Genomic DNA, 27000 nt, shown 5'->3' with positions numbered 1-27000 from the left:
TCAGAAGCCCCCACCTCCCCTCCTAGTTGAGCGTCTTGAAGAGAGCAGGGAGCGGGCCCACTGAAGCGCTTCTTCGGCAGGCTTCGCGCTCTCTGCCCACTCCTTAACGTCCTCGCTGGTGTAGACCCATATCTCTCCACCCTGTGCTTCACCTGACGGCGCCTCGCCCTCGAGTAGCGCCTCTACCTCGGCACGGGCCTCCCGGAGGATCCTCAGCGCCTCAGGGCTGGGCCTCCATAGCTTCCTCTCCACAGCCTCTGCTAGACGGCGTGTTATCTCCTCGAGCGCATACGGGTTAGCCTTCTTCATCCATTCCCTGTTGGTCTTGTCTCCTAGGTACGTGTATGTTATCTGGTCCCACACCCTGTCGGGGACAGCGTGTGTCGTCGCATGCCAGCCGTAGAGGTTCTGTATCTTCTTCATTATCTCGTATGCTCCTCTGTACCCGTGCCTCTTCATGCCCTCGATCCATCGTGGGTTTAGGAGCTTGCCGTAGGTTACACGTAGCAGCTCATCCTTTACCTCACGTATCTTGGGGCGTAAGGGTTCACGGGTATCGACAACCATGTTTAGCGGCTCACGCCCTCGGACAACCTTGACGAGGGCGTGCAAGCCGCCCTGATGTGAGAAGTAGGAGCAGCAGTTCAGCGGGTCATGCTCATCGCTTATATGGTTTCTCGCCACTACGTCTATGCGTGAAACCTGTAGGACTAGGGCCTTAGCTGCAGCTGGATGAGACTTGCCCCAAGTCCTCCGCGTATACGGGTGGCTGCTCCACTGAACCCACACCTTTGCTAGGTCTCTCTCGTCGCGCCATGCGGAGGCGAATATAGCATAGTTGACTCCTGTGCCATAGGCTCCGGGTGGCGCAGCCCATACGCGTGCACGGGCAAGTTCTCTAGCATCTTCTTCGCCTACACCCTCCCTTCTCAGCCTTTCAAGGAACTCGAGATAATGCTTGCGTGGATAATTAAGCTCAAGCGGCTCATCTAGATTAACAACTTTCTCTACAGCCTCATCTATCAAGCTCACATAGTTTGGCAGCGTGTCGCGTACTATACCGCTTATCCTCACGAAGACGTCTACCCGTGGCCTACCAAGCTCTTTGAGCGGTATGACCTCCACACCCTTCACTCTGCCGCTAGCATCCCATACAGGACGCACGCCTAGCAGGTAGAGAACCCTGGCAAGCTGCTCTCCGTCAGCCTTGTAGCCGTCAATGCTCCACAATACTTCACCCATGGTTTCGGGGTAGCGGCCTAGCCTCCTCCTAGCCTCCTCTAGAAGCTTCTTAGCCGTTTCAACGCCTATCCTCCACGCGGCACGTGTGGGAAGAGCCTCTGGGTCTACGGCGTAGAAGTTCCTGCCCGTGGGTAGCACATTTATCTTGCCGCGGGTTATGGCTCCCGAGGGGCCTGGCGGCACAAAGCCTCCAGAGAGCCCGCTGAGTAGGCCCTCTATCTCGTGCCTACCGCTCTCCCGGTACAGCCTAGCAATTAGGAGTGCCTTCCTGAAAGCGTTTAAGGCTTGTCTGGTCTCCTCCCCTAAGGGCTTCTGAAGCTGGACTAACTCTGTCAAATCTTCACCCCCTCCCCGCGCGCAGCCTCAGCCACAAGGTCTTGGAGAAGATTGAAAGAAAGCATGTCAGGATCTATATCCTTTGACAAGAGTTTCTCGAGGACCCTAACAGCTATACTGTGGAGGATCTCTCTAGCCTTCCTGTTGCTAACCCCCAGCTTCTTGCAGAACTCGCTGGGCTTCGACACTATCTTGTCGTAGTCTAGGCCGAGTAGTGTTGCCACTGCCCTCTCTATTGATATCCACTCGCCAGTGTCCCAGGACATTATAGCTGCTACATGCTCTGCAAGCTTTTCAGGATCTGAAGGCGTTTCACCAAAGACGTGGAGCCCGTTCTCGACGGTACTTCCTCTTGTCTCGTCCAGGAACTCATGAAGCCTCTCAGTGATCTTATCAGGGCTCCCTTTGCCTACATCGATGCCACGCTCTCGAGCTTTCTCAACAATCTGCTCAAAGATTACTTTTGCACGGGCCTCCTCGCCTAGGCTTTTTGCACGGCTGTACTCCTCCAGGAGCTCGTCAAGCTCCTCAAGAGCTGTGTCAGCCTTCATGTACGGCGGGTGGGCATGGTCTATTATCACCGCGTAGCCTCTCCTCTTAGCCATGACACCCTCCATGGGGTTTGTCACATTGTATATGTAGAGGAAGGGTATGTCGTCAACTGTTATCTCTGGCCAGCAGTAGGGCGAAAGCCCGACACCCTTGCCTGGGCGGAACTCAAGATACCCATGCGTCCCCCAATGTATCATCACGTCTGCGCGGAAGATCCTGGTCACCCACCGGTAGGCTGCCAGCCACTGGTGCGGGGGAGGGATAGTGGGGTTGTGGAGTATCTTGCAGACCCTCCCATCGCATAGGGCGCCGGCGCAGCCAAACTTCGGCTGCGGCATGATAACTATGTTGCCGAAACGTATGCCGGGTATTACGAACTTCCCGTTGTACACCGCGCCGGCGAATAGCCTCTTAACCTTGCCGCTTAGGATGTCACGGGGATCACCCCACCACTTAAGCATAACCTTCCTAGCCTCCTCTGGAAGCTCCATGAACCACTTCATGTATGTGTCGAGGTCAACCATGTCAAGGTATCCTCCCCGCCTAACTATTTCCTCGACGGGGGTCCAGCGGAACTCGCTCGTAGCCCTCCTCTCGAGTATCAAGTGGATTAGCTCGTCTCCCGTTTTCGGCAGCTCGCCTTCGCCAGTGTAGTAGCCTAGGCTGCGGAGACGGTGGAGGAAGCGTACAAGGCTCTCAGGCACATCGAGCCCGAACCCGACTCCTATCGATGCCTCAAGCTGCCTACATGGGGGATTATTGAGTATTATGGCTATCCGCCTCTCGCTGGGCTTCTTCCTGCGCAGGATCACCCAGCGCTTAACCCTCCTAGCTATGAGCCTGACGTGAGGCTCATAGGGTATGTGCTTCCTGTAATCGGAGACCCTAGTCGATGTGCTAATGACGATGGGCTCTACTGCGCCGTCAACCTCGGGCATGATGACTTCATATACTTGTGTCAGATAGTTGACTCCCTGGGGGTTCTCGAGCCACTCGTGCTCACTCTGATACCACTCGCGGATGGGCTTAAGCACTGGGACCCCGAGGCGTTGGAGCAGCTCAACGCCTCTAACAATCCTAAACCTCTCGTCAACCGTGCTTCTTGAGTAGCTTCCATGGTCGAGGAGGAAGAAGCTAAGCATATCTATGAGCACATCTATTCTAGCCCCTTTAGCGCCTAGGAAGAAGCTGCGTATAGTGTCCTCAGCGCTGGGTCCGCCCAGCACGCTATCCCTATAGCCCTGCGTGAAGACGGGAATGACGCCAAGCCCCTCAGTCTCCAAAGCATCTATGAGCGCTTCAAGGGGTCTTCGGTTCCCGTAGAGCCAGAGGCTACGGTAGTAAAGTATGCCTATGAGAGGCTTGTCAGCCATATAATAGTCGCGTAGATAGTCGTCGATATCCTCGTAGACGCCTAGCTTTGGGTGCCACACCCCGTGCAGAGGGATCTCCCTGGGAGGCGGGGGCTCTTCTTCCACGAGACCTGCCAGATACAAGAGATACCGGAGAAGGAGGCCCAGGTTCTCCTCGCCACCGATCCTAAAATACTTCATCGCCTGGAGCAGAGCGCCCTCCTCTCCACGGGCTAGATACGCATAGCTCTCCCCCACGGGTATCACAAACCTGGCACTCGATGATGCTATGGCCTCCTCCGCCTCTTTTGGAAGCCTATGCGTGTAGAGGAAGATTACCCTGGAGCTTCTGAGATCATCCAGGCCCTTACCCCCCTCAAGCGTGTTTGGGGAAAAGACTCTGATGAACTGGCCAGCCTCCCCCATCTCAGCTCCAAGTCTGCGCAGCAGCTCTATCACGGGGCTGTCATAGCCTATTACAAGCGTGACTAGCGAGCCCATGAACAGCCCCCCGGGCACCCTCCCCCACTCCCAAGCCACCAGAGAATATAAATCTGGTGCACCAGATTTATATTCTCTGGTGCACCTACCCCTCTGATGGAGGGTTCTCAGGTATGAGCCGGACTTGGCTAATCACGGTGGTAGCAGTACTGATTGCTGCAGGCCTTGTAGCCGGCTACGAGGTCCTCAGCCACCCCTCCACGGCGTCGAAAACTGTGGCGACAACGGTGGCCAGGACAACTGTTGCTACACCGGCTGCTACGCTTGTAAAGACCGTGGCGACCACCAGGACAGTAACAGTACCGGTAACTAGGACTGTTGTTATCGAGGAGGCTAGAAGGCCTAGACTCCTCGCCGACATCCCTATCGCGTCGAGAAGCTCGCTCCCACCCTACACCTATGTCCAGGTATCGTCATGGCGTAGCCACGCTCCATACACTTTGATAGTCTTCGCACCATCCTCAGACGAGTTCGCAGTGACAGTGACGAGATTTGTAGGAGGTAAGCCCGTTAGCGAGGTACGCGTGTTCAGCGTCGAGGGTGGAAAGGTCGCTGAGCTATGGAGGTTCAGCGTGGGGAGCGGCTATGTCCGCTCCCTCGCCTGGAGCAGTGACGGCGCAATCCTCTTCATAGGAGAGGACAGCATTGATGGGAGAGTGGTAGCGGTTAACGCGTCAACGGGCAGGATGCTCTGGAGCTATGCGACCAGTAGAGATCTTGGCAAGGGGGACCCCCGTGAGCCGAGGTGGTACTGGCCGCAAGTATATGCTATAAGGTATAGGGGTGGAAGAGTCTATGTAGCGGCTGCGGCCAAGCCACAAGCCTCCTATGGGAAGAACTCGGTAATATACTGCTTTGACGCTAAGACGGGCCAGCTGCTCTGGAGGTACCCCCCAGAGGGCTTTATAGACACACTTGTAAGCGATATAGAGTTGAGCCCTGACGGCTCATACCTAGCAGCGGCCACCTGGTACTACCGCGGCAAGGCCTGGAAGGGCGGCGACCTCCTCCTACTAGACGCTGCTACAGGGAAGCTGCTTGCCAGGTTCCGGCCCAGCCCACGCCCACCATTCCGCTGGTGCGGCAGCTGGAACGGATTAGGCTGGCTCGACAATACAACCATAGCTTATGTGACAGACGTCGGCATCATCCATATACTACAGGCGCCCAATCTCACCGAGAAGGCCGAGATCAACGTGACTAATCCCTTGCCGGTCCTTGTCATCCCCAAGGGAAGCAATACTACTGAGGAGGGCTATGCCTACGTGTTCAGTGGCTACAGTAAGGTCCTTAGAACACCTAACGGCCGTACACTACTCCTAGTGAGGACAAGCAACACCTACGGCGTCACAGCACTAGGTAAGAACGCTAGGCCCACCCTCAACCACCCTGACGCGAACTCCCTCTTCATATATGAATGGGTGGGAGGAAAACTGGTGCTCGTAGCAAAGTATCCCCTGCATGGTAGGCCAAACTACGAGCAGTGGGCAACTTACTCCCCTGCTAAGGGCCTCCTAGCAGTCCCAGTGGGCCACGACTATATAAGCAGAACAATGGTGTATACCGGCGTCTATGTGTTCAACCTCACAGACATCGAAGCGGTTAGGAGCGGGGAGGCATTGACATACATGGTTAAGCCGCCGAGAGACGCCGGCGTGGTCATCGGGGGAGCCATAAGCCCCGACGGCTCCAAGGTCGTGGCGGTTACTTATCCAATAAACCTGGGTACGCTAGAGAACCCGAGGTTCGTTGGCAGCTACCGCATCCTGGTATACAGCCTTGGCTAGAGTTGGGGGTAACGCGGTGCCGAGAGGCCCGGAGGGTTTTTCCTCTGGTAAGCTCCTCTGGGTAGCCGCACTCCTATCGGCCCTAGCCCTGCTCGGCAGCCTACTTGTACACGCACATGCTAAGGGGGCAGGGGGCAGCCCCCCTGTAAGCCTTGTAGTCGAGCTACCCCCGGGCCAGAAGCATTACAGCAATACTTCTCTCAAACTACCCCTGCCGGGTAGCTACATCTTCTGGCTCATAGTGGAGTCCAATACGGGTAGACTCGTCAGATACAAACTCGACTTGAAGGTGGAGGGTGATGCAAGCCTAGAGAAGCTATCCGGCCCCCTTGAAGGCGTGCTGCAAGGCTACGGGGATAGAGCCATACTATATGGGCTCATCGAGGCTGGTAGCGGAGGCTTCAAGCTGATTGCCCGGCTCCAAGCCCAGAACCGCACCCGCAGCATAGCCCTCCACGTAGCTAATGTAGAGCTTAAGGCGGGTTTTAGCAGTGTCTACCTTCCTGTAGACTATCTGGGTGTGAGGGATCCACGGAGAGAGCCTTTCACCCTTGTAGAGTCCTACCCCTCGCCCCTGCGTAAGCTGCTGGGCGTGGGGGAGAACATTCTCCTCGGCTACATGCGTGTTTGCGTCAGGTCGAGTATGCCGGGCAGCTTCCTGGTCCTCGGCCGCGTATACGACTCTAAAGGCCGCCCTGCTCCAGTGGCGAGTACGGTCATAACTCCGGGAGCGGGCTCCCCCTACATAAGATCCATGGTGGTGGTTAACAGCACTGCTGGAAGGAATGAATATCATGGCTGTATTGTGGTCCCCCTATGGTCTCTAGCGGAAGTGATACCGCCTGGAAGGTATCGCCTCACGCTGGGACTATATCTGCCCGGGTCTGCTAGGCCTCTAGCCACCTACAGCCATGACGTGATTGTAAGGCTGCTATATCACGGTGACATAGTTACTGCTCTCGCGGCAACTCTTACAGGTGCCCTAGTGCTTGTCCCCCTCGCGAGGGTGAAGGATAGCAGGAGGATAGCCTATATGGCTCTTACGGGTGCTTCTCTCACCGCCCTTGTACGGATCATCGGGGGTATCCTCCTCCGTCTCTCGCAAGTGCTGGGGCCCTTCGACTGGATAGTCTATGGCCCGGTAACCAGTGGGCTTTACTATGGCCTGCTGGCGGCCTGTCTTGCCGCGACAGGTGATTGGGTGGTCACGGCAGGCGCTGTGCTTGTTGAGTGGCTGCTTTCATCGCTCATACTCAGCCCCGGCAATATAGTGCTCAGTAGCCTCTGGGTGCTCACGACGCTTTCCGTGGTAGCTCTAGCGGGGTATGCAGCCCTACGTACTCGTCTAGGCCTGCTCCCCATTTACTTCGGCCTCGCGAAGATCCTCGACAGCTACGTTGACATAAACCTGTACGCATTCATATACAGGCTATACTATGCGCACTGGTATGTTGCAGCATACAGTCTTGGAATGGGGTTCTACGCCTCCCTTGGCACACTCCTCGCACTGAGAATGGTGCGTGGCCATGCTGGAGGCACAGGTTAGACGGGTCACGTATCCAGGGGGTAGGGTGGCTGTCGAGAACGTCCATGTAAGCCTAGAGCCTGGCGAGGTGTTGCTGGTCGTAGGGCCCAGTGGCTCTGGGAAGAGCACCCTTCTCAAAACCATAGCAGGAGTGATACCCTTCATAGAGGATGCTCATCTACATGGAAGCATACTCGTACATGGTGAAAGCATTGAAGGCCTGCCGCCGGGGCGCAGGCCGGTAGCATACATGCCCCAGGACCCTAGCGAGCTAGCTTTAGGGGATTACGGTGCCGAGATACTTCTCCTCTATGGCGCCAAGCCCCGCCTAGAGGTAGAGGAGCTACTGGAGCGGAGAGTATCCGAGATGAGCAGTGGGCAGCTACAAAGACTGCTCCTCTCAGCCGTCCTCGGCCAGGGGAGGAGCATAGTCCTCCTCGACGAGCCTCTTGCAAATCTTGACGTATATTCATCAAGCCTAGCATATAGGACCGTCAAGGAAGTCGCAGGGGAAGGAGGGTCTGTTATAGTCGCTGAGCACCGCGTCTCAAAGCTTGCTGGGCTCGCCGACAAGATCCTTGTGCTCGGTAAGGATGGGAGGCCAGTCTACTACGGTAAAAACGTGGAGGGGGGTCTCCGGATTGCTGAGGATATCGGTGTACGCCCTGCAGACGCTACTGGAGAACAAGTAGAGATTGATGTCAGCTGCAAGAGCGTTAGTGGCTGGAAGGATGCTGTGGCCGGGCTAGAGAACGTCTACGCAGGGTACGAGGGTAGGGCCGTGCTAAAAGGCCTTAGCTTTATATGTCCTAGAGGGGCCATGGTGGCTGTTATAGGCCCCAACGGCTCGGGTAAGACGACTATGTTGAGGCTGCTTGCTGGAGTGGCCAAGCCCTGGAGGGGCCGTGTCTACTACGCATGGGGGCGCTGGGACTGGAGGATGATAGGCTACGCCCCCGCCTCGCCCTGGCTATCCTTTCTGGAAGACACGGTGTTCGACGAGGTAGCTGTGGCTGCCCGCAGGGCTGGAAGCTCCTCGTTCAGGGAGGACGCCTTAGAGGTGTTAAAGCTGCTTGGGCTACAAGAGTACCTAGGAGAGAAGCCATGGAGGCTTAGTGGAGGCGAGATGGTCAGGCTTGCTGTGGCACGAGCTGTTGTGAAGAAGCCTAGGCTGCTTCTCCTCGACGAACCTCTCCGAGGCCAGGATAGGAGAAGCGCTGAGGTTGTCCTAGAGGCGGCTCGGCTTGTAGCCCGCAGCGGAGGTTGCTCAGTAGTAGTAACCCACGACCTGGAGTTTCTCCGGGAATTCGACCTCATCTACAGGGTTGATAGGGGGTGCTACATGGTTGGCTGAGAGGCTTCTAAAACTCTCACGGGACTATGTGAGGCGCAGTAGAGGTCCCCTCTCCAGGCTTAGGCCTGGAACAAGACTCGCCTACGTCTTCCTCGTATCGGTGTCAAGCATGGTCTTCGGTAGGATTGAGGTGCTTGTAGCCCTGGCAACAGCCAGTATAGTATTCTTCCTGCTCTCGGGCCCCAGTCTGCGCAAGCTCCTCTCTGTATCCCTCCTAGCCGCGGCGGTGGTTTGGAGCATTGTGCTTGCCCAGGCTCTCTTCTACCAAGGCTCGCCTAGAACACCTATAGCGGTCTTAGTGCCGTCGACTACACCCATTATAGGCAGGTTTACGGGTGGCATATACATATACTATGAGGGGCTAGGCTACGGCTTCCGCCAGAGCCTGCGAGCGCTAGCAGGCCTATATGCAGGCGCGGGCCTGGCATCGTCAACGAGCATTATGGACATCTATGCTCTCCTGGCCAGGCATCCTAGGCTTCTCGCAGCGCTTCTAGCTGGGCTCCGTGGCCTCGAGAAGCTTCTCGACGAGCTGGAAGAAGGGCTAGCCTCTCTAAAGCTTACAGGTGCGCGTCTAGGCTTCTCGAGGCTCCACAAGCTCATCCCATTGATTGTAAGACGCATAGAGGCTGGAGCTACATCAACCGCCCTAGCCTTAGAGTATTCATCTCCCGTCCGAGTAGCTGAGGGCTGGGGCATAGTAGCCCTGATGCTCTTCGGGCTAGCATCTCTCCTCATGGTGCTTTACGTGCTCTATCTCCTCTACTCCGCTGGGGTGCTCTACAGCCCCTTCCTACAAGAGCTCTATGAGTGGCTAAGGCTCTGGTTCTCATAGCATAGTGTGGCCTATGCACTGGAGCATTTCTCCGGAGGGGCAGCATGCTGCAATATAATGGGTGGAAATGTGCAGCCATACCACACTCCAGCTAAGAGGAAAGCGGACTCGGGAAAGCTAGGGGCAGGCAGGGCCCAGCTCCTCTCAGTAGCGGGGCTCCTTCTTGAGCCATGAACTTATAGCCGCACCAGGCTGAAAAAGCTTAAGCAATGGCCGTAGCTTATGTGGAGGATTATGGCACACTCTACACGCTATAGGCGTTAAACCTGTCGAGGCTGCTGAGATAGATTACGACAAGTATTCCATCTGCACTTGTCACTCTTCAGAACAATGCTGCCAGGGCTATGCTCCCCCATAGCACGGTCCTCGGAATCATGAAGGCCAGGTATTTATGCAGCGGCGACACCATTAATGCGGGTGCACCACAGGCTCCCGGGGGGTGCACTTGGGGAGGCTTAAGGTTCTACTAATATCTACTGTTATCAGCGGTGACTTGAAGAGAGCGATTAAAGATGTTAGCAGCTATGTGGATGTTAAACTGCTGTATTCTCACCAGTTGCCGAGCTATAGCAGGGAGGATCTCCAGAGACTCGTTGACTGGGCAGACGTAATCCTGATAGATGTCAGGGGCGACCCCGGTGTACTCAGCGAAATAGACTATAAAGAGAAGGACGTAGTTTACCTGGTTGGCGGCTCGCCAACCCTAATGGCTAGGACGAAGCTTGGAAGATTTAGAATGCCTGCGAAAGCTGCGTCCATAGCAGTCAGTAGCCCTGAATCTATGGTTGCAAAGATAAAGAGGATGGAAAGGATTATTGAAAGCCTTGGAAGAATTATTCCCTTCGGCGCTCTAAGAGATGCAAGGGACTATGTGAGGCTGGTAAAGTACTGGGCTAATGGGGGCTATGAGAACTACAAGAACATGTTTCTCCTCCTAGCCCGGAGAGCTGGAGCCAGAGTAGAAGTTAGAGAGCCCATCGAGTTCCAGGAGTATGGGCTATACCATCCGGTTCACGGCTTCAACTACAATCCTATAATCGATCCAAGTAAGCCGACAGTAGGCATACTCTTCTATGGCGGAATGCACTTCGGGCAATGCGCCAAAACGCTTGAAGAGCTTGTAAAACGGCTCGAAGAGATGAATATAAATGTTATACCCGCCTATACAGACGGTATACTCGCGCTAAAACCTGTTGAAAAATTCTTCACTGGTGTCGATGCGATAATAAGCCTTCTCTGGTTCAGACTGAACGGCGGCCCCTATGGTGGAGACCCAAGGCCCACTGTCGAGCTATTGAAGAGGCTTAAGGCTAAGCTATTCACCCCCGTAATGATGTATAACCAAAAGATAGAGGACTGGAGGAAAAGCGAGAGAGGGTTAAACGCACTCACAACGGTAACTGCTGTGACCCTCCCTGAGATGGACGGCGGCGTCGAGCCTATACCCCTGGGCGGGGTTAAGGGTGACGAAGTTGTCCCTATCGATGACAGAGTGGATAAGGTTGCTAGAAGGGTTGCTAGGTGGCTAGAACTCCGGAGGAAGCCCAACCATGAGAAGAGAATAGCGATAATAATATACAATTACCCGCCGGGCGAGGAGAATCTAGGCAACGCAGCTTACCTTGACACCTTCAAGAGCGTAGAGAGAATACTAGAGGAGCTTAGAAGGGAGGGCTACCAGGTCCCAGAAGTTAAAGACCTCAAGAAAATGTTTATTGAGAAGAAGCTCTTCAACCCAACAATTTATCCTCCCGAGAAGATTGACTGCCCGAGAATGAGCGTCAAAGAGTATCTGAAGTACTTCAACGAGCTACCGGAGGATGTCAGAAGAGAGGTGGTAAGATACTGGGGCGAGCCACCTGGCGAAATAATGGTAGATGACAAGGGTATATTAATACCCGGGGTTGTGCTTGGGAACGTGTTCATAGGCGTCCAGCCATCAAGACCGCCACTAGCCAGGGAAGAGGACGTCTACCATGCAATCCATGACCCGACTAGGCCCCCCCACCACCAGTACCTAGCCTTCTACTTCTGGCTTCAAAGAGTGTTCAAGGCGGATGCCGTCATCCATGTAGGAACTCATGGTACAGCCGAGTTCATGAAGGGGAAGGAGGTTGGCCTCTCCTCTAGGTGTTTCCCAGACATACTGATAGGTGACATGCCTAGCTTGTACATATATCATGTCGTCAACACGTCTGAGGCCACGCTAGCCAAGAGGAGACTCTATGCGACACTTATAAGTTACAACTCGCCTCCCTATACAACCGCAGATCTCTACGAGGACTATGCAAGGCTAGAGGGATATCTCGACGAGTACCGTGAGGCATTGAGCAGCGGAGACAGAGCTAGGGCAGAGATCGCAAAGAGGAAGGCCCTTGAGCTAGCGAGGAAGCTTCACCTAGGCGAAGACCTTGAGGAGGTTGAGGCGAAGCTATATGAGTATAAGCGCTCAATAATACCTAAGGGCCTACACGTTCTCGGCCAGAAATACAGCCTAGAAGAACTCGAAGACTTCATAGTGCTTCTCGCAAGGTATGACAGAGGAGAGATAAAGTCGCTCAACAGACTAATATGTGAGGACAAGGGGTGGAGCTACGAAGAGGTTTTGAAGGATCCAAGGAGGCTTAGAGAGGTGGACAGGGAGGCTCGGCAAATAGTCCAGAAGTTCCTTAAAGGTGAGAAAGTCCCAGCAAGGTATGAGAAGACACTGAGATACAGCCTCGAGATCGCCAAGAAATATGCAGATAATTCTCTCGAGATAAAGAACCTGCTAGAGGGCCTAAAAGGTAATTACATCGAGCCATCGCCTGGCGGAGATGTGATAAGGAATCCTGAGGCTTTGCCGACCGGGAGAAACATCTACCAATTCGACCCGCTAAAAGTGCCGACGGAGGCTGCAACAGAGAGGGGCAGATACATTGCAAGAGAGACTCTGAGAAAGTACTTTGAGAAGCATGGAAGATATCCCGAGAGCGTTGGGGTAGTGCTATGGGGCTTTGAGACGGCTAAGACCTATGGCGAGACCGTTGCACAGATATTTGAGTATCTGGGGGTTGAGGTTATCCACAAATCGCCCTGGGAGAAGGAGCTCAGAGTCATACCCCTCAGCGAGCTTGGCCACCCACGTATAGATGTCGTGGTCACAATATGCGGGTTCTTCAGGGAAATGTTTCCAAACGTGATGGCTTTGATAGATAGGGCCGTGAAGCTTGTCGCGGAGCTCGATGAACCCGAGGAGCTCAACTTTGTCAAGAAGCATGTAAAGGAGCTTAGAGGCTTTGGAAGTCTCGCAAAGGTAAGAATCTTCGGGCCGAGAGCAACAGAGTATGGCACTAGGATGCTCCAGCTAGTCGAAGACAGCGCCTGGAAAGATGAGGCAGACTTAGCTGAGGCCTACATGGAATCAATGAGCTACGCGTATGGTGAAGGCATATACTCTCAAAAGGCGAGGCAACTATTCGAAGACCTGCTAAAGAGGGTCGACATGGTTACACAAGTCAGAGACTCACAAGACTATGAGATTACGGATCTAGACCACTACTACGAGTTCTTCGGCGGCTTAGCGAAGTCCGTTGAGCAGCTAAGAGGGAAGAAGCCAGAGATGCTGATAGCCGACACAACCGGGGAGATGGTGAAGGTCGAAGACGTTAGAGAGACGATAACAAGGGGGACAATAACGAGAACTTTAAACCCGAAGTGGATAGAAGCTATGCTGAAACACGGGTTCCACGGAGCCCAGAAGATAGCTGATAGAGTAGAGTATCTCCTTGGCCTAGCTGCGACTACCGGGGCGGTCGAGAACTGGGTCTGGGACAAGGTTGCTGAGCGCTTTGTGCTCGATGAAAACCTCTTCGAGAGGATAAAGAGCAGCAACCCATATGCAGCAAAGAAGATCCTAGAGAGGCTTCTTGAGGCAAGCGAAAGAGGTTACTGGAAGGCGGACAGGAAGGTGCTTAAAAAGATAAAAGAGAGGTATATGGAGCTTGACGCGATGCTTGAGGAGGAAGCTTAGAGGCTCCTTTATGCTGCGAGCCTCATTCCTGCAGGGCTCCGCCGCATCACGCTTTTAGGGCCTGGCCGTAGTGCACCACGAGGTACTCCTGTCCTCCGCTCCACTCTTTTCGTAGTCAACGGCTATAGGATGCTGTTTGATGCTAGGGCTTCAGCAGCTCCGAGCCCGCCCGGGCCAGCTCGCTCAGGGTGCGGCGGCTCTCGGCCTGGAGCCTGGAGCTGGAGAGGAGGCGGCGGCTCAGCCTGGAGGCGAGCCTGAGGACCTCGCGCAGCATCTCCACCTCCGGGCCCTCGTAGCCCAGCTCCCCGGCTCGCCGCAGCAGCTTGGCCGCCAGCTCCAGCTCGTTGAAGGCTAGCATCCTCAGCCGGGCAAGGTCCTGCCGGGCCAGCCTCGGCTTGGCCGCCAGCCGGCGCAGCTCCTCGAGCACGCCCTCGGGGTCTATGCTGGCTATCTGTATCCGGAGCAGCTCCGTCTCCGGGTCGAGCTCCTCGTCCTCCTCCCCCGCGGGCTCGGCGGCTTCGACGCCCCGGTCGTAGGCCTCCAGCGCCTCCACCACCGCGTCCAGGTCTAGGAACCTCCACCAGTGCTGGTTGCTGCTCCGGTAGCTCGTCTCGATGACCCCGTAGCCCCGCTCCAGGGCGCGGAGGAGCATTGAGGGGTTATAGTCTATCCCCCACGCCTTGAGCCTGGCCACGACCTCGCGGTGGCTGAAGTCGCCCAGGCGGACCCCACGGCGCCCCCGGGAGGCGAGCGCAGCGTCCACAGCGGCGCGGAGCACGGCGTAGCCTCTCTCACCGTACTCCGCGAGAAACTCCAGCACCCTCTCCCTCACACCGGGCGCCGCGGGGTCCAACGGCAGACACCCCTCCTTCTCCCCGGAGCCCCCGGGGACCTTGGTATAGCTCCGGGGTAACATCTAGAAGCGGGGTACAGTCCTGGAGCCCCGCCTGGCCGAAGCCCCGGCGTATTATCAGGAGCTACCCCCGGGTAGCCCCGCCGGTGGAGGCCTGGCGGCGCCGGGAGGGGGGACCCGGGCGTCTAGGAGGCTGGGCTCTCCCCGTGGCGGCTCCTCGCTGCCTGGTAGAGCCTCCTCCCGGCCTCTAGGGCCCAGCTCCCGGCCTCCAGCCGGCCTAGCAGCCCCGGGTCCACCGCCTCGAGCCCGCCGTGGGCGGCGGCGAGCGCGGCCGCCATAGCCGCGGCGGCGTCGGCGGAGCCGGGGGCTACGGCCGCAGCGGTCCTGGCCGCCTCGAGCGGGTTGCCCGGGCTCTCCATGTAGGCGTAGAGGGCTGCAGCGAAGGGGTGGGGGTCGCCGCCCGGCACCGGGGCTAGGAGCCTCGCCGCCCTCCCCAGGGGCTCCCCTGCCAGGTCCTCGAGCCTCGCCATCAGCTCCCTGAGCACCGGGTCCCCTGCCTCGTCGGCGAGCACGCCGGCCAGCCGGCGGGGGCTTAGCCCCCGGAGCGTCTCGTAGAGGGCTATCACGTATAGCCTCGCGGCCTCCACGTCGTGGCTGCTGGTATGCGTCACGAGCGCCTGGGCCTCAGCCATGGAGGCGGCTACGCGCCTGGAGCGGTAGAAGAGGGCTATTGGCACCGCCCGCGCGGCCGCGTCCATCCTGGGCCCGTCCTGGAGGGGCTGGCGCCTCGCCTCCCACCAGGGCTTGCCCCGCCGGATCCCGTTTATCGCCGCGGCGGTGGCCGGGTGGTAGAGGCGGAGCGGGTTCTCCACGTCGGCGCGGCTGGCAAGGGCCTCCGCGTAGCCGCGGGGGTTGAAGCCGCAGTTCTCGGCGACGCTCTCGGCGAGCAGGAGCATCATCTCGGCGATGCTCCCGTAGGCGTAGAGCCCGTCAACCACTATGCCCGGCGCGCCGGGCGCCCCAGTCATGGCCACCGGGAGGCCGACCGCGTCACCCAGTACAGCTGCTAGGAGCACCTCCTGGAACAGCCTTGCAGCGCTATCCAGCGGCTCTAGGAGCGGCACTGCCTAGGCCCTATCCGTCCACGCTCAGCCGGCGGGGGCTTATCTACCCAGCCCCGCTCAACAGCCTTCTCAGCTCCACGCTGCAGAGATCCTGGGGCAGCTCCTCCACCCCAAGGGCCTCCAGCCTGGCGCGGAGCCTCCTCAGCCTCCCGAGGAGCATGGTCCTCCACACGGCAGAGGCGCCGGCTGCCGCTGCCCCGAGGGTGAAGAGGCCCTCTAGCAGCGCCTCCGCGGCCCTGGTAAGCCGGGCCGAGGGGAGAAGCAGCCCAGGCACAGCGACCACCACTATGAGTACCACAAGCGCGTTAAGCCTCTCCAGCCTTAGACTCCTCTCAACCCTCCCGAGAAAGTCTAGGGCAGCGCTCCTCCGGCAGGGGAGCGTGTAGCCCATCAATATCCCGCTGCGGTCCAAGACCAGGGAAGCCCCCAGGAATTGAGCCACTAGCGCACCGCCCAGGGGGAGTATAAATCAAGCCACCCGGCTAGCCCGCATGCATCAACGCGAGCCCGCTCAGCAGCAGCTTGACCGAGACCGCCGCGAATATTATGGCGAATAGCTGCCTCAGCCGGACTACGGCCCAGCCAGGCGTCCTAGGCACAAGCCTGGCGCCAACCACAGCACCCACTATGATGCCCACAGCTAGTAGGACTGCGTCCACCACACTAGCCGCGCCTATAGCCAGCTTCTGGGCAGAGGACACCAGCACAGCCCACACGAGCGAGGACATGGCAGTCATCACCGCTACCCCGGGCTCGGCGCCCAGCACGTATATTGAGACCGGTATCACGATGCAGGTCCCGAGCCCTAGGAACCCTGCCCCGAAGCCGTCCACGAGGCCCAGCAGGGACTTCGCCACAGCGCCTCCAGGCATGCGCCGGGCGAGCTGCCTCCCCGCGAGTACCCTGGCGCCCCTTACCGTCTCCCATACCATTCCGAACGCGGCGTAGGCGAAGACGGCGCTCAGGCTGAGCAACAGCACCCACGGCTTCCTGGCCGCCGCGGCGTAGAGGAGGTCGCCTATAGCAGCCCCGAGGGCGCCCCACGCGCCGAGGACGAGCATGGACCTCCGGTCTATCATCCTGAGCCCGGCCCGCGTGGTTATTATGCTGGCGCTTATGAGCACAGCCAACGCGGTCGTACCCACCGCGACGGGCACAGGCTCCTTAAAAATAATCATAAGCACTGCTGGAAGCATTACCGCGCAGCCGCCTAGGCCGAGGTAGCCGCCCATAATGTTTAGTACAAAGCCTATCACCGGTGCTAGGGCGAGCTGTTGGACCCCCTGCACCCTATCACCGATAGGGCATTTCCTACAGGACAGTTGCAGTTATTAATTTATCTACGTCGCATAATACGACATAATACGATATAGTGATACGATATAGTGGCGACATGGTAGCGGCAAACCGCCCAGAGCCGCTGGAGCGCGCTGCGCCGCCGCCCCGGAGAGGGCTTTAGAGGCTAGACGCCCCCAGAGGGTTGGGAGCAATGCCGCGCCAGGGCTGTATACCCTACATACAGCTAGCCATACTCATACTCCTCGAGAAGCAGGGGCCTCTATGCGGCTACGGTCTCTACAAGAGGCTACGCGCAGCCGGCCTCGACGTGAGCGAGGCCGTCGTATACACAGCCCTCTCCCGGATGTCGCAGCGCGGCCTCGTGAGAGCCGTCAGAGGCGAGAAAGATGGGAGACAGGTAGTGCTCTACGAGATAACGGAGAAGGGGGTATTCAAGCTCCGCAAGCTCTACAGCGTCTTCTGGGAGCTGAGCAGGGCTATCGAGGCGCTGGCGGAGGGGCCGGAGACCGGCGCCGGGAAGTAGTCCCCAGGCTCTATGGGGCCATGCCGGGCCTTCAGCCAGTAGCGTCGGCATTCCCCAGTCCATGGCCGGTTGCAGCAGCGCTCCATTCTAGCAAGAGAAACGCGTATAGCAAAACAATGATAGATGGAATCCACTGGCCTCCTGCAAAGGACAACCCAGGAGCATGCAATGCTCTGCGGCACTCCCGCCCCCAAGATGCTCGAGGTAGGCGCACATGGATGATAGACGTCCTGAAGGTCCTCGCCCAGCGCGGCTCCTGCCCCAGGAAGCTTCCCCTTAGGAGACTCTTCCCCGGAGGCTCCGGGGTGTAGGGCGATGGTGTGGGTCGAGGAGGGTGCAAAGCACGTAGTGCTAGTATTTAGTAGGGAGGGAGGGAGAGTCATATCCCGGGCTCTTATGAAGCTGCATGAGCTCCGGAGCCGCGATCCCAAGGTTAGCTCGAGGTTCGTGATACACGTGGTCTCGCCATTGGGAAGGGTAGAGTACATGGAGCTGTTGAGGACGCTCATCCAGAACAATATAGTCTATACGCTTTCGGTCCGGTATCATGGAGAAGACCTGGGGAGCCTGGAGGACCTCGCCAGGAAGCTGGGTGATGAAGCCGTCTATATTGTTGACTCTCATTTGCCGGAGTATATTTCTATCTTGCGAGAGCATGGTTTAAACCCTGTAGTTGTCTAGGCATAGGCCAGGACGAGGTGTGGGGTAGTGAAGGGCTTCGAGATAGTGATCTCCACAGACCGCACCATGATGAGCAACCACCACGGCAGGGAGTTCATAGGCTTCATGACCACGGGGCCTGCCATAGGGATGCCGGAGCGCGTCTGGATGTGGCTCGCAGCGCCCAAGGTTGAGACCGATGAGCTTGGCAGGCCCCGTGAGGCGCCCTACGGGCTCCGCAAGATAGAGGCAAAGCTTGTGGATGCAGGCTTCAACGCCGCTATAGTCGACCCCGACCATCTGCATAAGCACTTAGATACTATGAAGGTTCTTATGATAGGTCATCACGACTACTTCGCCTACGGGCCTCCGAGCAGTGAGTGGTGGATGATAACCGGCAAGGAGCCGGTGAATCGGAGGTCCTTCAGGAGGTTCATGGAGAGCCCGGCGGTGAGGAAGGCTAAGGAGAAAGGAGTGAAGATCATCGCCGGGGGGCCTGCGGCGTGGCAGTGGCTCTGGTCCCTCGAGGAGTGGCAGAAGTGGGGCGTGGACACGGTAATCGATGGTGAGGCCGAGAAGGTGGTAGTGGACCTCGCCGAGAGGGCTCTCAGCGGTGGGCCCCTGCCCGACTACATCTACGTAGGGCCGCAGGACAGCCCGAGCATAGAGGAGATCCCGGTGATAAAGGGCGCTAGCGTCAACGGCCTAGTGGAGATAATGAGGGGGTGCCCGAGGGGCTGCAAGTTCTGCAGCGTCACCCTCCGCCCGCTCCGCTACATGCCGTTCGACAAGATCGAGGCAGAGATAAAGGTGAACCTCAGGAACGGCGTGAAGTCTGTGATACTCCACAGCGAGGACGTGCTCCTCTATGGTGCTGATGGCGTGAAGCCTAGGCCCGAGCCTCTCATCAAGCTCCATGAGAGGGTTCGCAGGCTCGTCCCTGGCACCATAGCCTGGAGCCACGCTAGCCTGGCGGCGGTGAAGTACGCGGAGGAGAAGCACCGCCTAGTCTCGAGGATAATGAACGATATAGTGCTCACTAACCAGCGTTTCCTCGGCGTTGAGGTAGGCATCGAGACGCTGAGCCCGAGGCTAGCCAAGATAATAATGCCCGCCAAGTCCGCCCCCTATCCGGCCGAGAAATGGCCGGACGTGGTTGAGGATGCTTTCAGGATCATGCATGAGAATAACATAATCCCGGCAGGTACGCTGATACTAGGGCTCCCCGAGGAGAGGCCGGAGGATGTGGAGATGACGGCGGAGATGCTTGATAGGCTGAGGCCCTATAGGAGCCTCATAGTGCCGATGTTCTTCGTGCCGATGGGCGTGCTGAAGAACAGGGACTGGTTCAAGAGGAACCTGCTAAGGCCCGAGCACGTGGAGGTGCTTAAGAGGACGCTGCTCCACTCCCTCTACTGGGCCGAGGACATACTGAGCAAGTTCTACCTCCGGGAGCCGCACATGCTGCCGGTGAGGATGGGCATAGAGGCCTTCATAAAGTATGCCAGGAGGAAGGCTGAGAAGATGCTGCCGAAGATCGAGGCCATGCTCCGCGCCTAGCCCCCTTTTGCCCGCTCCTGCTCCGCAGTCACTATTCTTTCGGCGCCCGCCGGGGCTTCAGGGCTGAGAAGCGTGTAGGAGGGACCCACGCCTCCCGCCCGTTAGCGAGGAGAGGGGCACTTCCACCCCTGCCGGGATGTGGAGGGCTTGGAGAGCTCGCCGGCCCCTAAGAGCAGGTGGGGCGGGGCCTCGGGGGCTGCCACCTCTCAGCCGGCACTTCTCCTCGTCTTGGCCAGCGTGTCCTCAAGCCAGCGTATAGCGTTTATGTAGACCCTCACCGCCAGGTCTAGCTCCGCCAGCGTCACCTCCTCGTGCCGCGTGTGGCTCAGCTCGCTCCTTCCCGGGCCGTAGGCGGCGATGCTCCCGGCCACCCTGTAGAGTATGTTCATGTCGCTTGTCCCGGCCTTCAGCACGGGCTGGGCCCGGTAGCCCTCGGCTAGAAGGCCGCGCATCAGCGCCCTGGCGGCGGGGCTGCCCGGCCTAACGGCTACCGGTGGGAGCCAGCTGCCCGGCTTCTCCGCCCAGCAGCCCTCGGGGAGCCTCCGCCCCAGCTTCTCGAGGGCCTCCTCTAGACTCCCGCCTGGCGGTATGCGGAGGTCCACCACCAGCGTCGCCTCGTCGGCTACCACGTTGCCGCCGGAGCCACAGCTCATAGCGGTCACGGTGTAGGTATAGCCCCTCGCGGTGGCCTCGCTCAGCTCCTCCACCGCCTGGTAGGCCTCCACCACGAGGCTGCAGGCGCTCCTGTAGAGCCAGCTGCTGCTCGCGTGCCCCGGCTCGCCGAGGCAGTGGACCCGGAGCCTGGCGCCGCCGCGGTAGCCTATAGCCACCTTAGTCGTGTTAGTTGGCTCCCCTATTATGACGGCGTCCGCCCTCCACCCCGTCTTCAGGAGGTGCCATGCGCCGTGGCTGGGCCCCTCCTCGCCCACGGCCGCCACGACCTCGACCACCGCCCTCCTCGGCCGGTAGAGGGAGGCGGCGGCCACCATGGCTGCCAGCGGGGCCTTAGCGTCCACAGCCCCCCGGCCCCTCACCACGCAGGGCGGGCTGGCTGGCTCGACCCAGCCTGGCACAGTGTCTATGTGGCTGACCAGCGCTATCCTGGGAGGCTCCTCGACCCGCTCCATGGGCTCAACTAGGAGCCTGGCGTTCCCCGCATCGTCTAGGTAGGCCTGGCTGTAGCCGAGCCGCCAGGCCTCCTCGACCAGCAGCCTGGCGGCGTCCCTCTCCATGAAGGTGGGGCTGTAGGCCTCGACCAGGGACTGGAGCAGCCTAGCCGCCCTGGAGCCGTAGTACACAGTCCGCCACTCCCCGCGCCAGCGCCTCCACGTCCTTCCCGGCCAGCAGGTAGGGGGGCAGGAGCCGTACCACGGTGGAGCCGGCCTTGAGGGCTAGTATCGCCTTCTCCTCCTGGAGGCAGCGGAGAACCGGGTCGGGCCGGAGCCTCAGCTCCACCCCGATCATGAGGCCCATTCCCTTCACCCTCCTAACCACCCTGGCCCCTTCCAGCATCTCCTCCAGTATGCCGCGGAGCCTTGCCCCCTTCTCCGCCGCCTGCTCCGGCACCCTCTCCTCGACGAGTACCCTGCTGGCCGCGGCCACGGCCTTCATAGCCATAGGGTTGCCGCCGTAGGTGCTGCCGTGGAAGCCCGGGGGGAGCTTCTCCGCCACCCAGCCCGGCACCGCAACCATGCTGACCGGGAAGCCTCCCCCGATGGCCTTGCCCGCGGCTAGTATGTCGGGCTCTACTCCGTAGTGCTCGTGGGCCCAGACCCTCCCGGTGCGGCCGAACCCCGTCTGGACCTCGTCGACGACCAGCAGGCAGCCCGCCTCGTCGCACCTCCTCCTAAGCTCCTTCATGAACTCGGGGGTGGCGGGGTTCACGCCGCCCTCGCCCTGTATGGGCTCCACTATCGCGGCGGCCGTGTCCTCCCCTATAGCCTTGTCAAGGTCCTCGGGGTGGTTGAACCTGGCCCTCCTGGTCCCCGGGATCAGGGGCTCGTAGCCCTTCCGGTAGAGGGGGTTGCTCGAGGTGACGGAGAGCGCACCCATCGTTCTCCCGTGGAAGCTGCCGGTGAAGTAGACTATCCCCCTCCGGCCGGTCACCCGGCGCGCTATCTTCAGCGCGAGCTCCACGGCCTCCGCGCCGCTGTTAAGCAGCGTCACGTACTCCATCCTACCAGGCAGCAGGGGGGTGAGGGCCTCGAGCATCTCCTCGAGCCACGGCCCCGCCATCCCCGGCGGCGCGACCATAACGGTGTCCAGCGCCTCGCGGAGAGCCTCCACTATCCTCGGGTGCCGGTGGCCCAGGAACGCCACCCCGTGGCCCGTGTGGGCGTCGAGGTAGCGACGGCCCTCAAGGTCCCAGATATACTGGCCCTGGGCCCTCGCGACCCGGAGCCCGCGGGGAGCGTAGAAGTGGAGGTAGCGGAGTACCAAGACCCTCTACGCCTCCCCCCTGGAGGTGGTGCCCCGGGCCTAGCGGCGGGCCAGCTCGAGGAGGTAATCCACTATCTCGGCCGCCACGTCCACCCCGGTGACCGCCACCGTGTTCTTGAACTCTGGCACCGGGTTGACCTCGTTCACCAGGTAGCCCCGCTCCGGGTCCTCGAAGAGGTCTACCCCGGCTATCTCCAGGCCCACGGCCTCCGCAGCCCGTACCGCCAGCTCGCCCAGCTCCCCCTCGACCGGCGCCGGCTCGGCCTTCCCCCCGCGCGCCGTGTTTGTGATCCAGTGGCTGGAGTACCTGTAGATAGCCGCCACGGGCCTACCACCCACCACGGTGACCCTTATGTCGCGTCCCGGCTTCCTCACATACTCCTGGATCAAGTGGACCTTCATCTCGGGCTGCGGCATGTACTCCCTATGTTCCAGGATCACACGGAGATCCTCCCAGTCGTCGGCCAGCGCCACCATCCTTCCCCAGCTCCCGTTGGTGGGCTTCACCACGACCGGGTAGCCTATCTCATCCGCGAGCCTCCCGGCAGCCTCGGAGCCGAACGCGACCCCGGTGACAGGGGTGGGAATCCCCGCGGCGCGCAGGAGAGCCAGGCTCCACACCTTGTCGTTGGCGGCGGCGGTGGCCTGGCCCCGGTTCACCACCCGCAGCCCGAGGCTCTCCAGGACAAGGCTGGAGGAAACGGCGACGTAGTGGCTCACACTCCTCTGGAGCACCACGCCCGGCAGCTTCCCGCCCAGCTCCCTGTCTCCTATAACAGCGTGAAAGCTGGAGAGATGGATGAGCGTGATATCGGCTCCCCGCTTCCTGGCGGCAGAGGCTATGGACTTCTCCTCCCACCTAGCCACCATGTACGCCATGCCTATCTTGGCCAACCCCATGCATCCTCCCATCCAGGTAGTGGGGCCGTGCAACCGCCATCCGCGGGGACAAGCCCCGGGAGGAGAGGCACCCGGCCCGCGGGCTCCGGGACCAGGCCCCTCTCCTCGGTGAAAGGCTCTGGGCGGAGCGGTGGCTTCTCCGAGGCCCCTCCCGCTACTCGCCCCAGTCCTCGCCGACGCCCTCGAAGGGCCTCAGCTCTATGCTGCCGTCATCCCTCTTGACGACCTCCAGGGTGACGCCGCAGTCGTGGTCTATCAGCTCGCCGGGCATGGCGTCGTCGGGGACCTCTACGGGGCCACCGCACACGGGGCACTTGAGTGTCGGCATACCGTGCCACCCGGGGGGAGCCGGGGCCGCGATTAGCCCTAATAATGCTGTCCCTTTTCGTGCAGTACGGATTCATCTACCGGCCTGAACGGTATCCGCACCAGCCGATAGAGTGGTGCTCCTCGTTCCCCCTGCTTGGAGGGACCGATCTAAACCGGAGCCCCGGCTAGAACCCGTCAAGGTGCACTAATTGTTGCTCTGAGCAGCTTCTGGTGCAGCCAGCGGGGCTCCGCCGTGGCTTGGTGCGGTGGGCGTACCAGACCCCTAAAACCCCCTGGCTCGGGGCTGGGCCCTGGGTGCCGCTGCCGGGATGGCCTACCGGGTCGCTGTCCTGGGGGCGTCGGGCTACACGGGAGGGGAGCTGCTCCGGCTGCTGGCCCTCCACCCCGAGGTAGAGGTTGTAGCTGCCACCTCCAGGGAGTATGCCGGCAAGCCGGTGCACTTCGTCCACTTCAATCTCCGGGGCTGGTACCGGGGGCTCCGCTTCACGCCCTTCAGCGTCGACGCGGTGCTGAAGAGCGAGGCCGATGTGGTGTTCTCGGCCCTCCCCCACGGCGTGGGGCTAGAGTACACTAAGACCTTCTACGAGTCCGGCCTCACCGTGGTGGACCTCAGTGCCGACTACCGCCTCAGGAACCCCGAGGCCTACAAGACCTGGTACGGGTTCGAGCACCCCTACCCCGACCTGCTCGAGAAGGCGGTCTACGGGCTCCCCGAGCTCCACAGGGAGGAGCTGAGAGGAGCCAGGCTGATAGCATCCCCCGGCTGCAACGCCACCGCGGCCATACTTGCGCTCGCACCTCTCGCCAAGGAGAGGCTGGTGGACCTCTCCAGGATAATAGTCGATGTGAAGGTGGGGAGCAGCGAGGGGGGCTCGAAGCCCACTAGGGGCAGCCACCACCCTGAGAGGGAGAACGCGATAAGGCCCTACGAGCCCCGGGGCCACCGGCACGCAGCCGAGGCGGAGCAGGAGTTATCCCGGCTAGCCGGCTCAGAGGTCAGGGTCTCCCTCATCCCCCACGCAGTCTCCTCGATAAGGGGCGCCCTGGCCAGCGGCCACGCCTGGCTCTTGAGAGAGGTGGAGGAGCAGACGCTGCTGCGGCTCTACGCCGGCTTCTACCGCGACAGCCCCTTTGTACGCCTGGTCCACGGCACTCCCCCGGGCTATCCCGACCCGAAGTACGTGGCCGGCAGCAATTACGCTGACGTGGGGTTCGCGCTCGAGAAGAGGCTGGGCAGGGTGACGGGCTTCGCCGCCATAGACAACCTGGTTAAGGGCGCTGCCGGCCAGGCAGTGCAGGCCTGGAACATAGCAGCAGGGCTCCCCGAGGACACGGGGCTCCGCCTGCCCCCGCTCAAGCCAGCCTAGAGAGGGAGAGGGGTGCCGGTGGAGTGGCAACCCTGGTGGTCAAGGCCGGCGGCAGAGCCCTCATGGCCAACATGGATAACATAGTAGCCTCCGTAGCCTCCGCCGCCAGGCGGGGCCACCGCCTGGTGTTCGTCCACGGGGGAGGCGACCTGGTGACGGAGTACGAGAAGAGGCTCGGCATAGAGCCCAGGTTCGTGACCAGCCCCCAGGGGGTGAGGAGCAGGTACACGACGAGGGAGGAGCTGGAGGTCTTCGTAATGGTGCTCGGCGGCCTCCTCAATAAGAGAATCTGCAGCCGGCTCGCAAGCCTGGGGGCCAGGCCGGTAGGCCTCACGGGCGTCGACGGCCTAGTGCTCCAGGCCGAGAGGAGGCGGAGGATAGTAGTCCTGGACCCCGAGACCGGGAGGAAGCGCGTCGTTGAAGGCGGCTACACCGGGAGGATAACCAGCGTAGACACGGGCTTCCTCGAGAAGCTTCTCGATAACGGCTACACTCCCGTGGTAGCCCCCATAGCCTTCGACCCCCGGGAGGCCACGCTACTCAACGTCGACGGCGACCAGGCCGCGGCGCGAATAGCGGCAGCCCTCCACGCCGACGCGCTCATAGTGCTCACCGACGTCGACGGCCTGCTCCTCGACGGGAGGCTCGTCGAGAGGCTCACAGTCAGCGAGGCCCGGAGGCTGCTGGAGGAGGGCCGAGTAGGCGCGGGGATGAACAGGAAGCTCTACGAGATAGCCCGGGCGGTCGAGGAGGGCGTAGCCCGTGCAGTGATAACCAGCGCCTCCCAGCCCGACCCGGTTCAGCGCGGGCTAGAAGGCAGAGGCACTGTCGTCGAGAAGGGCTAGGAGGCCAGGAGGGCTTCGGCCGTCCCTCGCCCACCTCACCGCCCGGGGGGGGGGGGGGGCTCGGCGGCCCATCAGGGCGGCTGCAGCCCTCCACACGGCCCCTGGGGGTGGTGCGTAGCCTACCGTTTCTCCCTAGATGTTCATCCCAATTTTATATGGGTTTATGTTCGCATCTAGGGAGTTCCACCTCGCCCATAACTCTTTCCTTAGAGTTATGGGGTCATGGGTGGCTGTCGAGCCCAACGGCACGGGGCTCCCATCCAAGATCTTATGCCCTGAGGGGCTTGGAGCACTGCCCCCATCACCCCCCAGGGTTTTCAGGTATAACATTTAAACATCAACCAATATAAACTTTCCAACAACAATCAAAAACTACACTGCCCCTGGGGGTGGAAAAGCTCCACCAGTATAGCCTCTATCATCTTCTCTGCCTCGCCTGCGAGCCTCTCCAGGTGCCCCGCCGCGGTCCTCAGCCTCTCGCTCAGCAGGAGCTGCAGGGCGTCCTCCTCGCTCAGCCCCCTGCTCTCCAGGTAGAAGAGCTGCTCCCCCGATATCCTGTACTCGGCCGCGCGGTGGCTGGCCTCCTCCACGTCGCCCGTGTCTATCTCCAGGAAGGGCATGGTGTAGCCCTTAGCCTTCTCGCCTATCACGAGCACCTCGGCCTCGAAGACTGTGCTACTGCCGCGGGCGCTCTCCTTTATGCTTGCAAGCCCCCTAGCCGACACCAGGCTCTCATCCAGCGCGAACCCGTAGACCCTCACACGGCTCCTGCTCCCAGCGCCCTGGTGGATTGTATCGGCTATCATGTCCAGCCTCTGCCTCCACCTGCCCACGGCCGCGCCGTAGTGGGTGTAGCTGGAGCCGTTGGCCAGCCTCGTCTCCTCCTCCACACGGTGCATGGCGGAGCCCAGCGCTATGGTGGCGGAGCGCAGCTCGGCACCATGCAGCACCAAGCGGCGGCCCATCAGCGCGTGGACGGCCTCCTCCGGCGCCCTCGCCAGGGTGAACAGCTCAAGCTTCGCCTTCTCCCCTACCAGCATCTCCACAGCGGTGGAGCCGCTGGAGGAGGGCCTATTGTCCAGCACCAGGCCGGCCTCAACCCCCGGCATCACTGCTACGAGTAGATGGCTGCTGGCCCAGACGCCGCGCGGCCCGCAGACTGCCACCTTGTAGACGCCGGGCTCCCGGATCTCCAGCACGTAGGCTTCCCGGAGGAACGCGTAATGTGCGGCTGTAAGCCTGCTCTCATCCGGATGCAGCATCGAGGCGAAGAACCTGGCTAGCTCGCTAGGCGCCTCCTCTAGCCTATAGACGCGGATGCCCCCGGCAGCGCCGCCCCCGCAGCCTATAGCCGCGTCATAGCCCTCCAGCCCCCTTCCAGCCCCGGCGCCGGCCCCCACTGCCTGGGGCTCGCTGAGCGCCTTCTCCAGCTTCTCCTCGAACAGCTTCCAGTCCGTATAGTACTTGGTCGTCGGGGAGTCAGCTATGTGCTGCCAGGGCAGCTTGTCGAGAAGGCTCCTAGCCCTCTCCCTAGCCTCCTCCAGGCCGGCTACAGCCTGCCTCGACACTACTGCCTCACCCTCTTCTCTACCCGGAACCCTGCG

The 27000-nt window shown here is 60.2% G+C and carries 21 protein-coding genes; 10 read left to right on the top strand and 11 right to left on the bottom strand.

Annotated elements, in window-relative coordinates:
- Positions 1-1578, bottom strand: coding sequence for a cobaltochelatase subunit CobN (locus ACZ42Y_RS03395; protein WP_058371257.1), 1578 nt, complete (start codon positions 1576-1578; stop codon positions 1-3).
- Complete coding sequence (locus ACZ42Y_RS03390) at positions 1575-4022, bottom strand: cobaltochelatase subunit CobN (protein ID WP_464735694.1); 2448 nt, start codon at positions 4020-4022, stop codon at positions 1575-1577. The genes ACZ42Y_RS03395 and ACZ42Y_RS03390 overlap by 4 nt, the downstream gene beginning before the upstream one ends.
- A 74-nt stretch (positions 4023-4096) precedes the next feature.
- Between ACZ42Y_RS03390 and ACZ42Y_RS03385 the strand changes: the two genes are divergently transcribed.
- From ACZ42Y_RS03385 to bchH, 5 genes are all read left to right on the top strand, one after another.
- Positions 4097-5770, top strand: a complete 1674-nt coding sequence (locus ACZ42Y_RS03385; RefSeq protein ID WP_464735693.1) for an outer membrane protein assembly factor BamB family protein — start codon at positions 4097-4099, stop codon at positions 5768-5770.
- Positions 5763-7316, top strand: coding sequence for a hypothetical protein (locus ACZ42Y_RS03380; protein WP_464735692.1), 1554 nt, complete (start codon positions 5763-5765; stop codon positions 7314-7316). Before ACZ42Y_RS03385 ends, ACZ42Y_RS03380 begins: the two co-directional genes overlap by 8 nt.
- Positions 7297-8649 carry an ATP-binding cassette domain-containing protein gene (locus ACZ42Y_RS03375; protein ID WP_058371262.1) on the top strand — a complete coding sequence of 451 codons (1353 nt, stop codon included), beginning with the start codon at positions 7297-7299 and terminating at the stop codon, positions 8647-8649. Before ACZ42Y_RS03380 ends, ACZ42Y_RS03375 begins: the two co-directional genes overlap by 20 nt.
- Positions 8642-9484: a CbiQ family ECF transporter T component gene (locus tag ACZ42Y_RS03370; protein WP_058371263.1), complete on the top strand. Its 843-nt coding sequence runs from the start codon at positions 8642-8644 to the stop codon at positions 9482-9484. The genes ACZ42Y_RS03375 and ACZ42Y_RS03370 overlap by 8 nt, the downstream gene beginning before the upstream one ends.
- A 445-nt stretch (positions 9485-9929) precedes the next feature.
- Positions 9930-13496 (top strand): magnesium chelatase subunit H, encoded by a 3567-nt coding sequence (gene bchH / locus ACZ42Y_RS03365; RefSeq protein WP_464735691.1) that lies wholly within the window; start codon positions 9930-9932, stop codon positions 13494-13496.
- Positions 13497-13638: 142 nt separating this feature from the next.
- On the opposite strand, the gene ACZ42Y_RS03360 is transcribed toward bchH, so the two are convergent.
- The 4 genes from ACZ42Y_RS03360 to ACZ42Y_RS03345 all read right to left on the bottom strand — a co-directional run bounded on the left by ACZ42Y_RS03360 (position 13639) and on the right by ACZ42Y_RS03345 (position 16762).
- On the bottom strand, positions 13639-14349 hold the full coding sequence (locus tag ACZ42Y_RS03360; protein WP_464735690.1) for a hypothetical protein: 711 nt from the start codon (positions 14347-14349) through the stop codon (positions 13639-13641).
- Positions 14350-14534: 185 nt separating this feature from the next.
- The gene (locus ACZ42Y_RS03355; RefSeq protein WP_464735689.1) at positions 14535-15473 is read right to left on the bottom strand and encodes an ADP-ribosylglycohydrolase family protein; all 939 of its coding nucleotides are present in this window, start codon (positions 15471-15473) and stop codon (positions 14535-14537) included.
- Positions 15474-15516: 43 nt separating this feature from the next.
- Entirely contained in the window at positions 15517-15885 is a 369-nt protein-coding gene (locus ACZ42Y_RS03350) for a hypothetical protein (RefSeq protein WP_058371267.1), read from the bottom strand.
- A 70-nt stretch (positions 15886-15955) separates the two neighbouring features.
- On the bottom strand, positions 15956-16762 hold the full coding sequence (locus tag ACZ42Y_RS03345; protein WP_464735688.1) for a TSUP family transporter: 807 nt from the start codon (positions 16760-16762) through the stop codon (positions 15956-15958).
- Between the two features lie 200 nt (positions 16763-16962).
- On the opposite strand from ACZ42Y_RS03345, the gene ACZ42Y_RS03340 reads away from it, so the two are divergent.
- The 3 genes from ACZ42Y_RS03340 to ACZ42Y_RS03330 all read left to right on the top strand — a co-directional run bounded on the left by ACZ42Y_RS03340 (position 16963) and on the right by ACZ42Y_RS03330 (position 19515).
- Positions 16963-17295: a PadR family transcriptional regulator gene (locus ACZ42Y_RS03340; protein WP_058371269.1), complete on the top strand. Its 333-nt coding sequence runs from the start codon at positions 16963-16965 to the stop codon at positions 17293-17295.
- Positions 17296-17610: 315 nt separating this feature from the next.
- Complete coding sequence (locus ACZ42Y_RS03335; RefSeq protein WP_058371270.1) at positions 17611-17976, top strand: hypothetical protein; 366 nt, start codon at positions 17611-17613, stop codon at positions 17974-17976.
- Positions 17977-18042: 66 nt separating this feature from the next.
- The gene (locus tag ACZ42Y_RS03330) at positions 18043-19515 is read left to right on the top strand and encodes a B12-binding domain-containing radical SAM protein (protein WP_058371453.1); all 1473 of its coding nucleotides are present in this window, start codon (positions 18043-18045) and stop codon (positions 19513-19515) included.
- Between the two features lie 206 nt (positions 19516-19721).
- Here ACZ42Y_RS03330 and ACZ42Y_RS03325 read toward each other — a convergent pair whose 3' ends face one another.
- The 4 genes from ACZ42Y_RS03325 to lysW/argW form a co-directional block, all read right to left on the bottom strand.
- Positions 19722-20813 carry a M20/M25/M40 family metallo-hydrolase gene (locus tag ACZ42Y_RS03325; RefSeq protein WP_464735687.1) on the bottom strand — a complete coding sequence of 364 codons (1092 nt, stop codon included), beginning with the start codon at positions 20811-20813 and terminating at the stop codon, positions 19722-19724.
- A complete protein-coding gene (locus ACZ42Y_RS03320; protein WP_058371272.1) occupies positions 20788-21954 on the bottom strand; it encodes an aspartate aminotransferase family protein in 1167 nt (388 codons plus the stop codon). Before ACZ42Y_RS03320 ends, ACZ42Y_RS03325 begins: the two co-directional genes overlap by 26 nt.
- A 39-nt stretch (positions 21955-21993) precedes the next feature.
- Complete coding sequence (gene lysX / locus ACZ42Y_RS03315) at positions 21994-22854, bottom strand: lysine biosynthesis protein LysX (protein ID WP_058371273.1); 861 nt, start codon at positions 22852-22854, stop codon at positions 21994-21996.
- A gap of 154 nt (positions 22855-23008) precedes the next feature.
- Positions 23009-23182, bottom strand: coding sequence for an alpha-aminoadipate/glutamate carrier protein LysW (lysW/argW, locus tag ACZ42Y_RS03310; protein WP_058371274.1), 174 nt, complete (start codon positions 23180-23182; stop codon positions 23009-23011).
- Between the two features lie 310 nt (positions 23183-23492).
- Here lysW/argW and argC point away from each other — a divergent pair, with 310 nt between their 5' ends.
- Together argC and ACZ42Y_RS03300 are read left to right on the top strand one after the other, a co-directional pair.
- Positions 23493-24551 carry an N-acetyl-gamma-glutamyl-phosphate reductase gene (gene argC / locus ACZ42Y_RS03305; protein WP_058371275.1) on the top strand — a complete coding sequence of 353 codons (1059 nt, stop codon included), beginning with the start codon at positions 23493-23495 and terminating at the stop codon, positions 24549-24551.
- A 23-nt stretch (positions 24552-24574) separates the two neighbouring features.
- Complete coding sequence (locus tag ACZ42Y_RS03300; protein WP_236698177.1) at positions 24575-25396, top strand: [LysW]-aminoadipate/[LysW]-glutamate kinase; 822 nt, start codon at positions 24575-24577, stop codon at positions 25394-25396.
- Between the two features lie 365 nt (positions 25397-25761).
- Here ACZ42Y_RS03300 and ACZ42Y_RS03295 read toward each other — a convergent pair whose 3' ends face one another.
- Positions 25762-26964 (bottom strand): SufB/SufD family protein, encoded by a 1203-nt coding sequence (locus ACZ42Y_RS03295; protein ID WP_058371276.1) that lies wholly within the window; start codon positions 26962-26964, stop codon positions 25762-25764.
- Between the last annotated feature and the right edge of the window lie 36 nt (positions 26965-27000).

The organism is Pyrodictium brockii (assembly GCF_055379715.1).
This window is presented reverse-complemented; position numbering and strand designations above follow the sequence as displayed.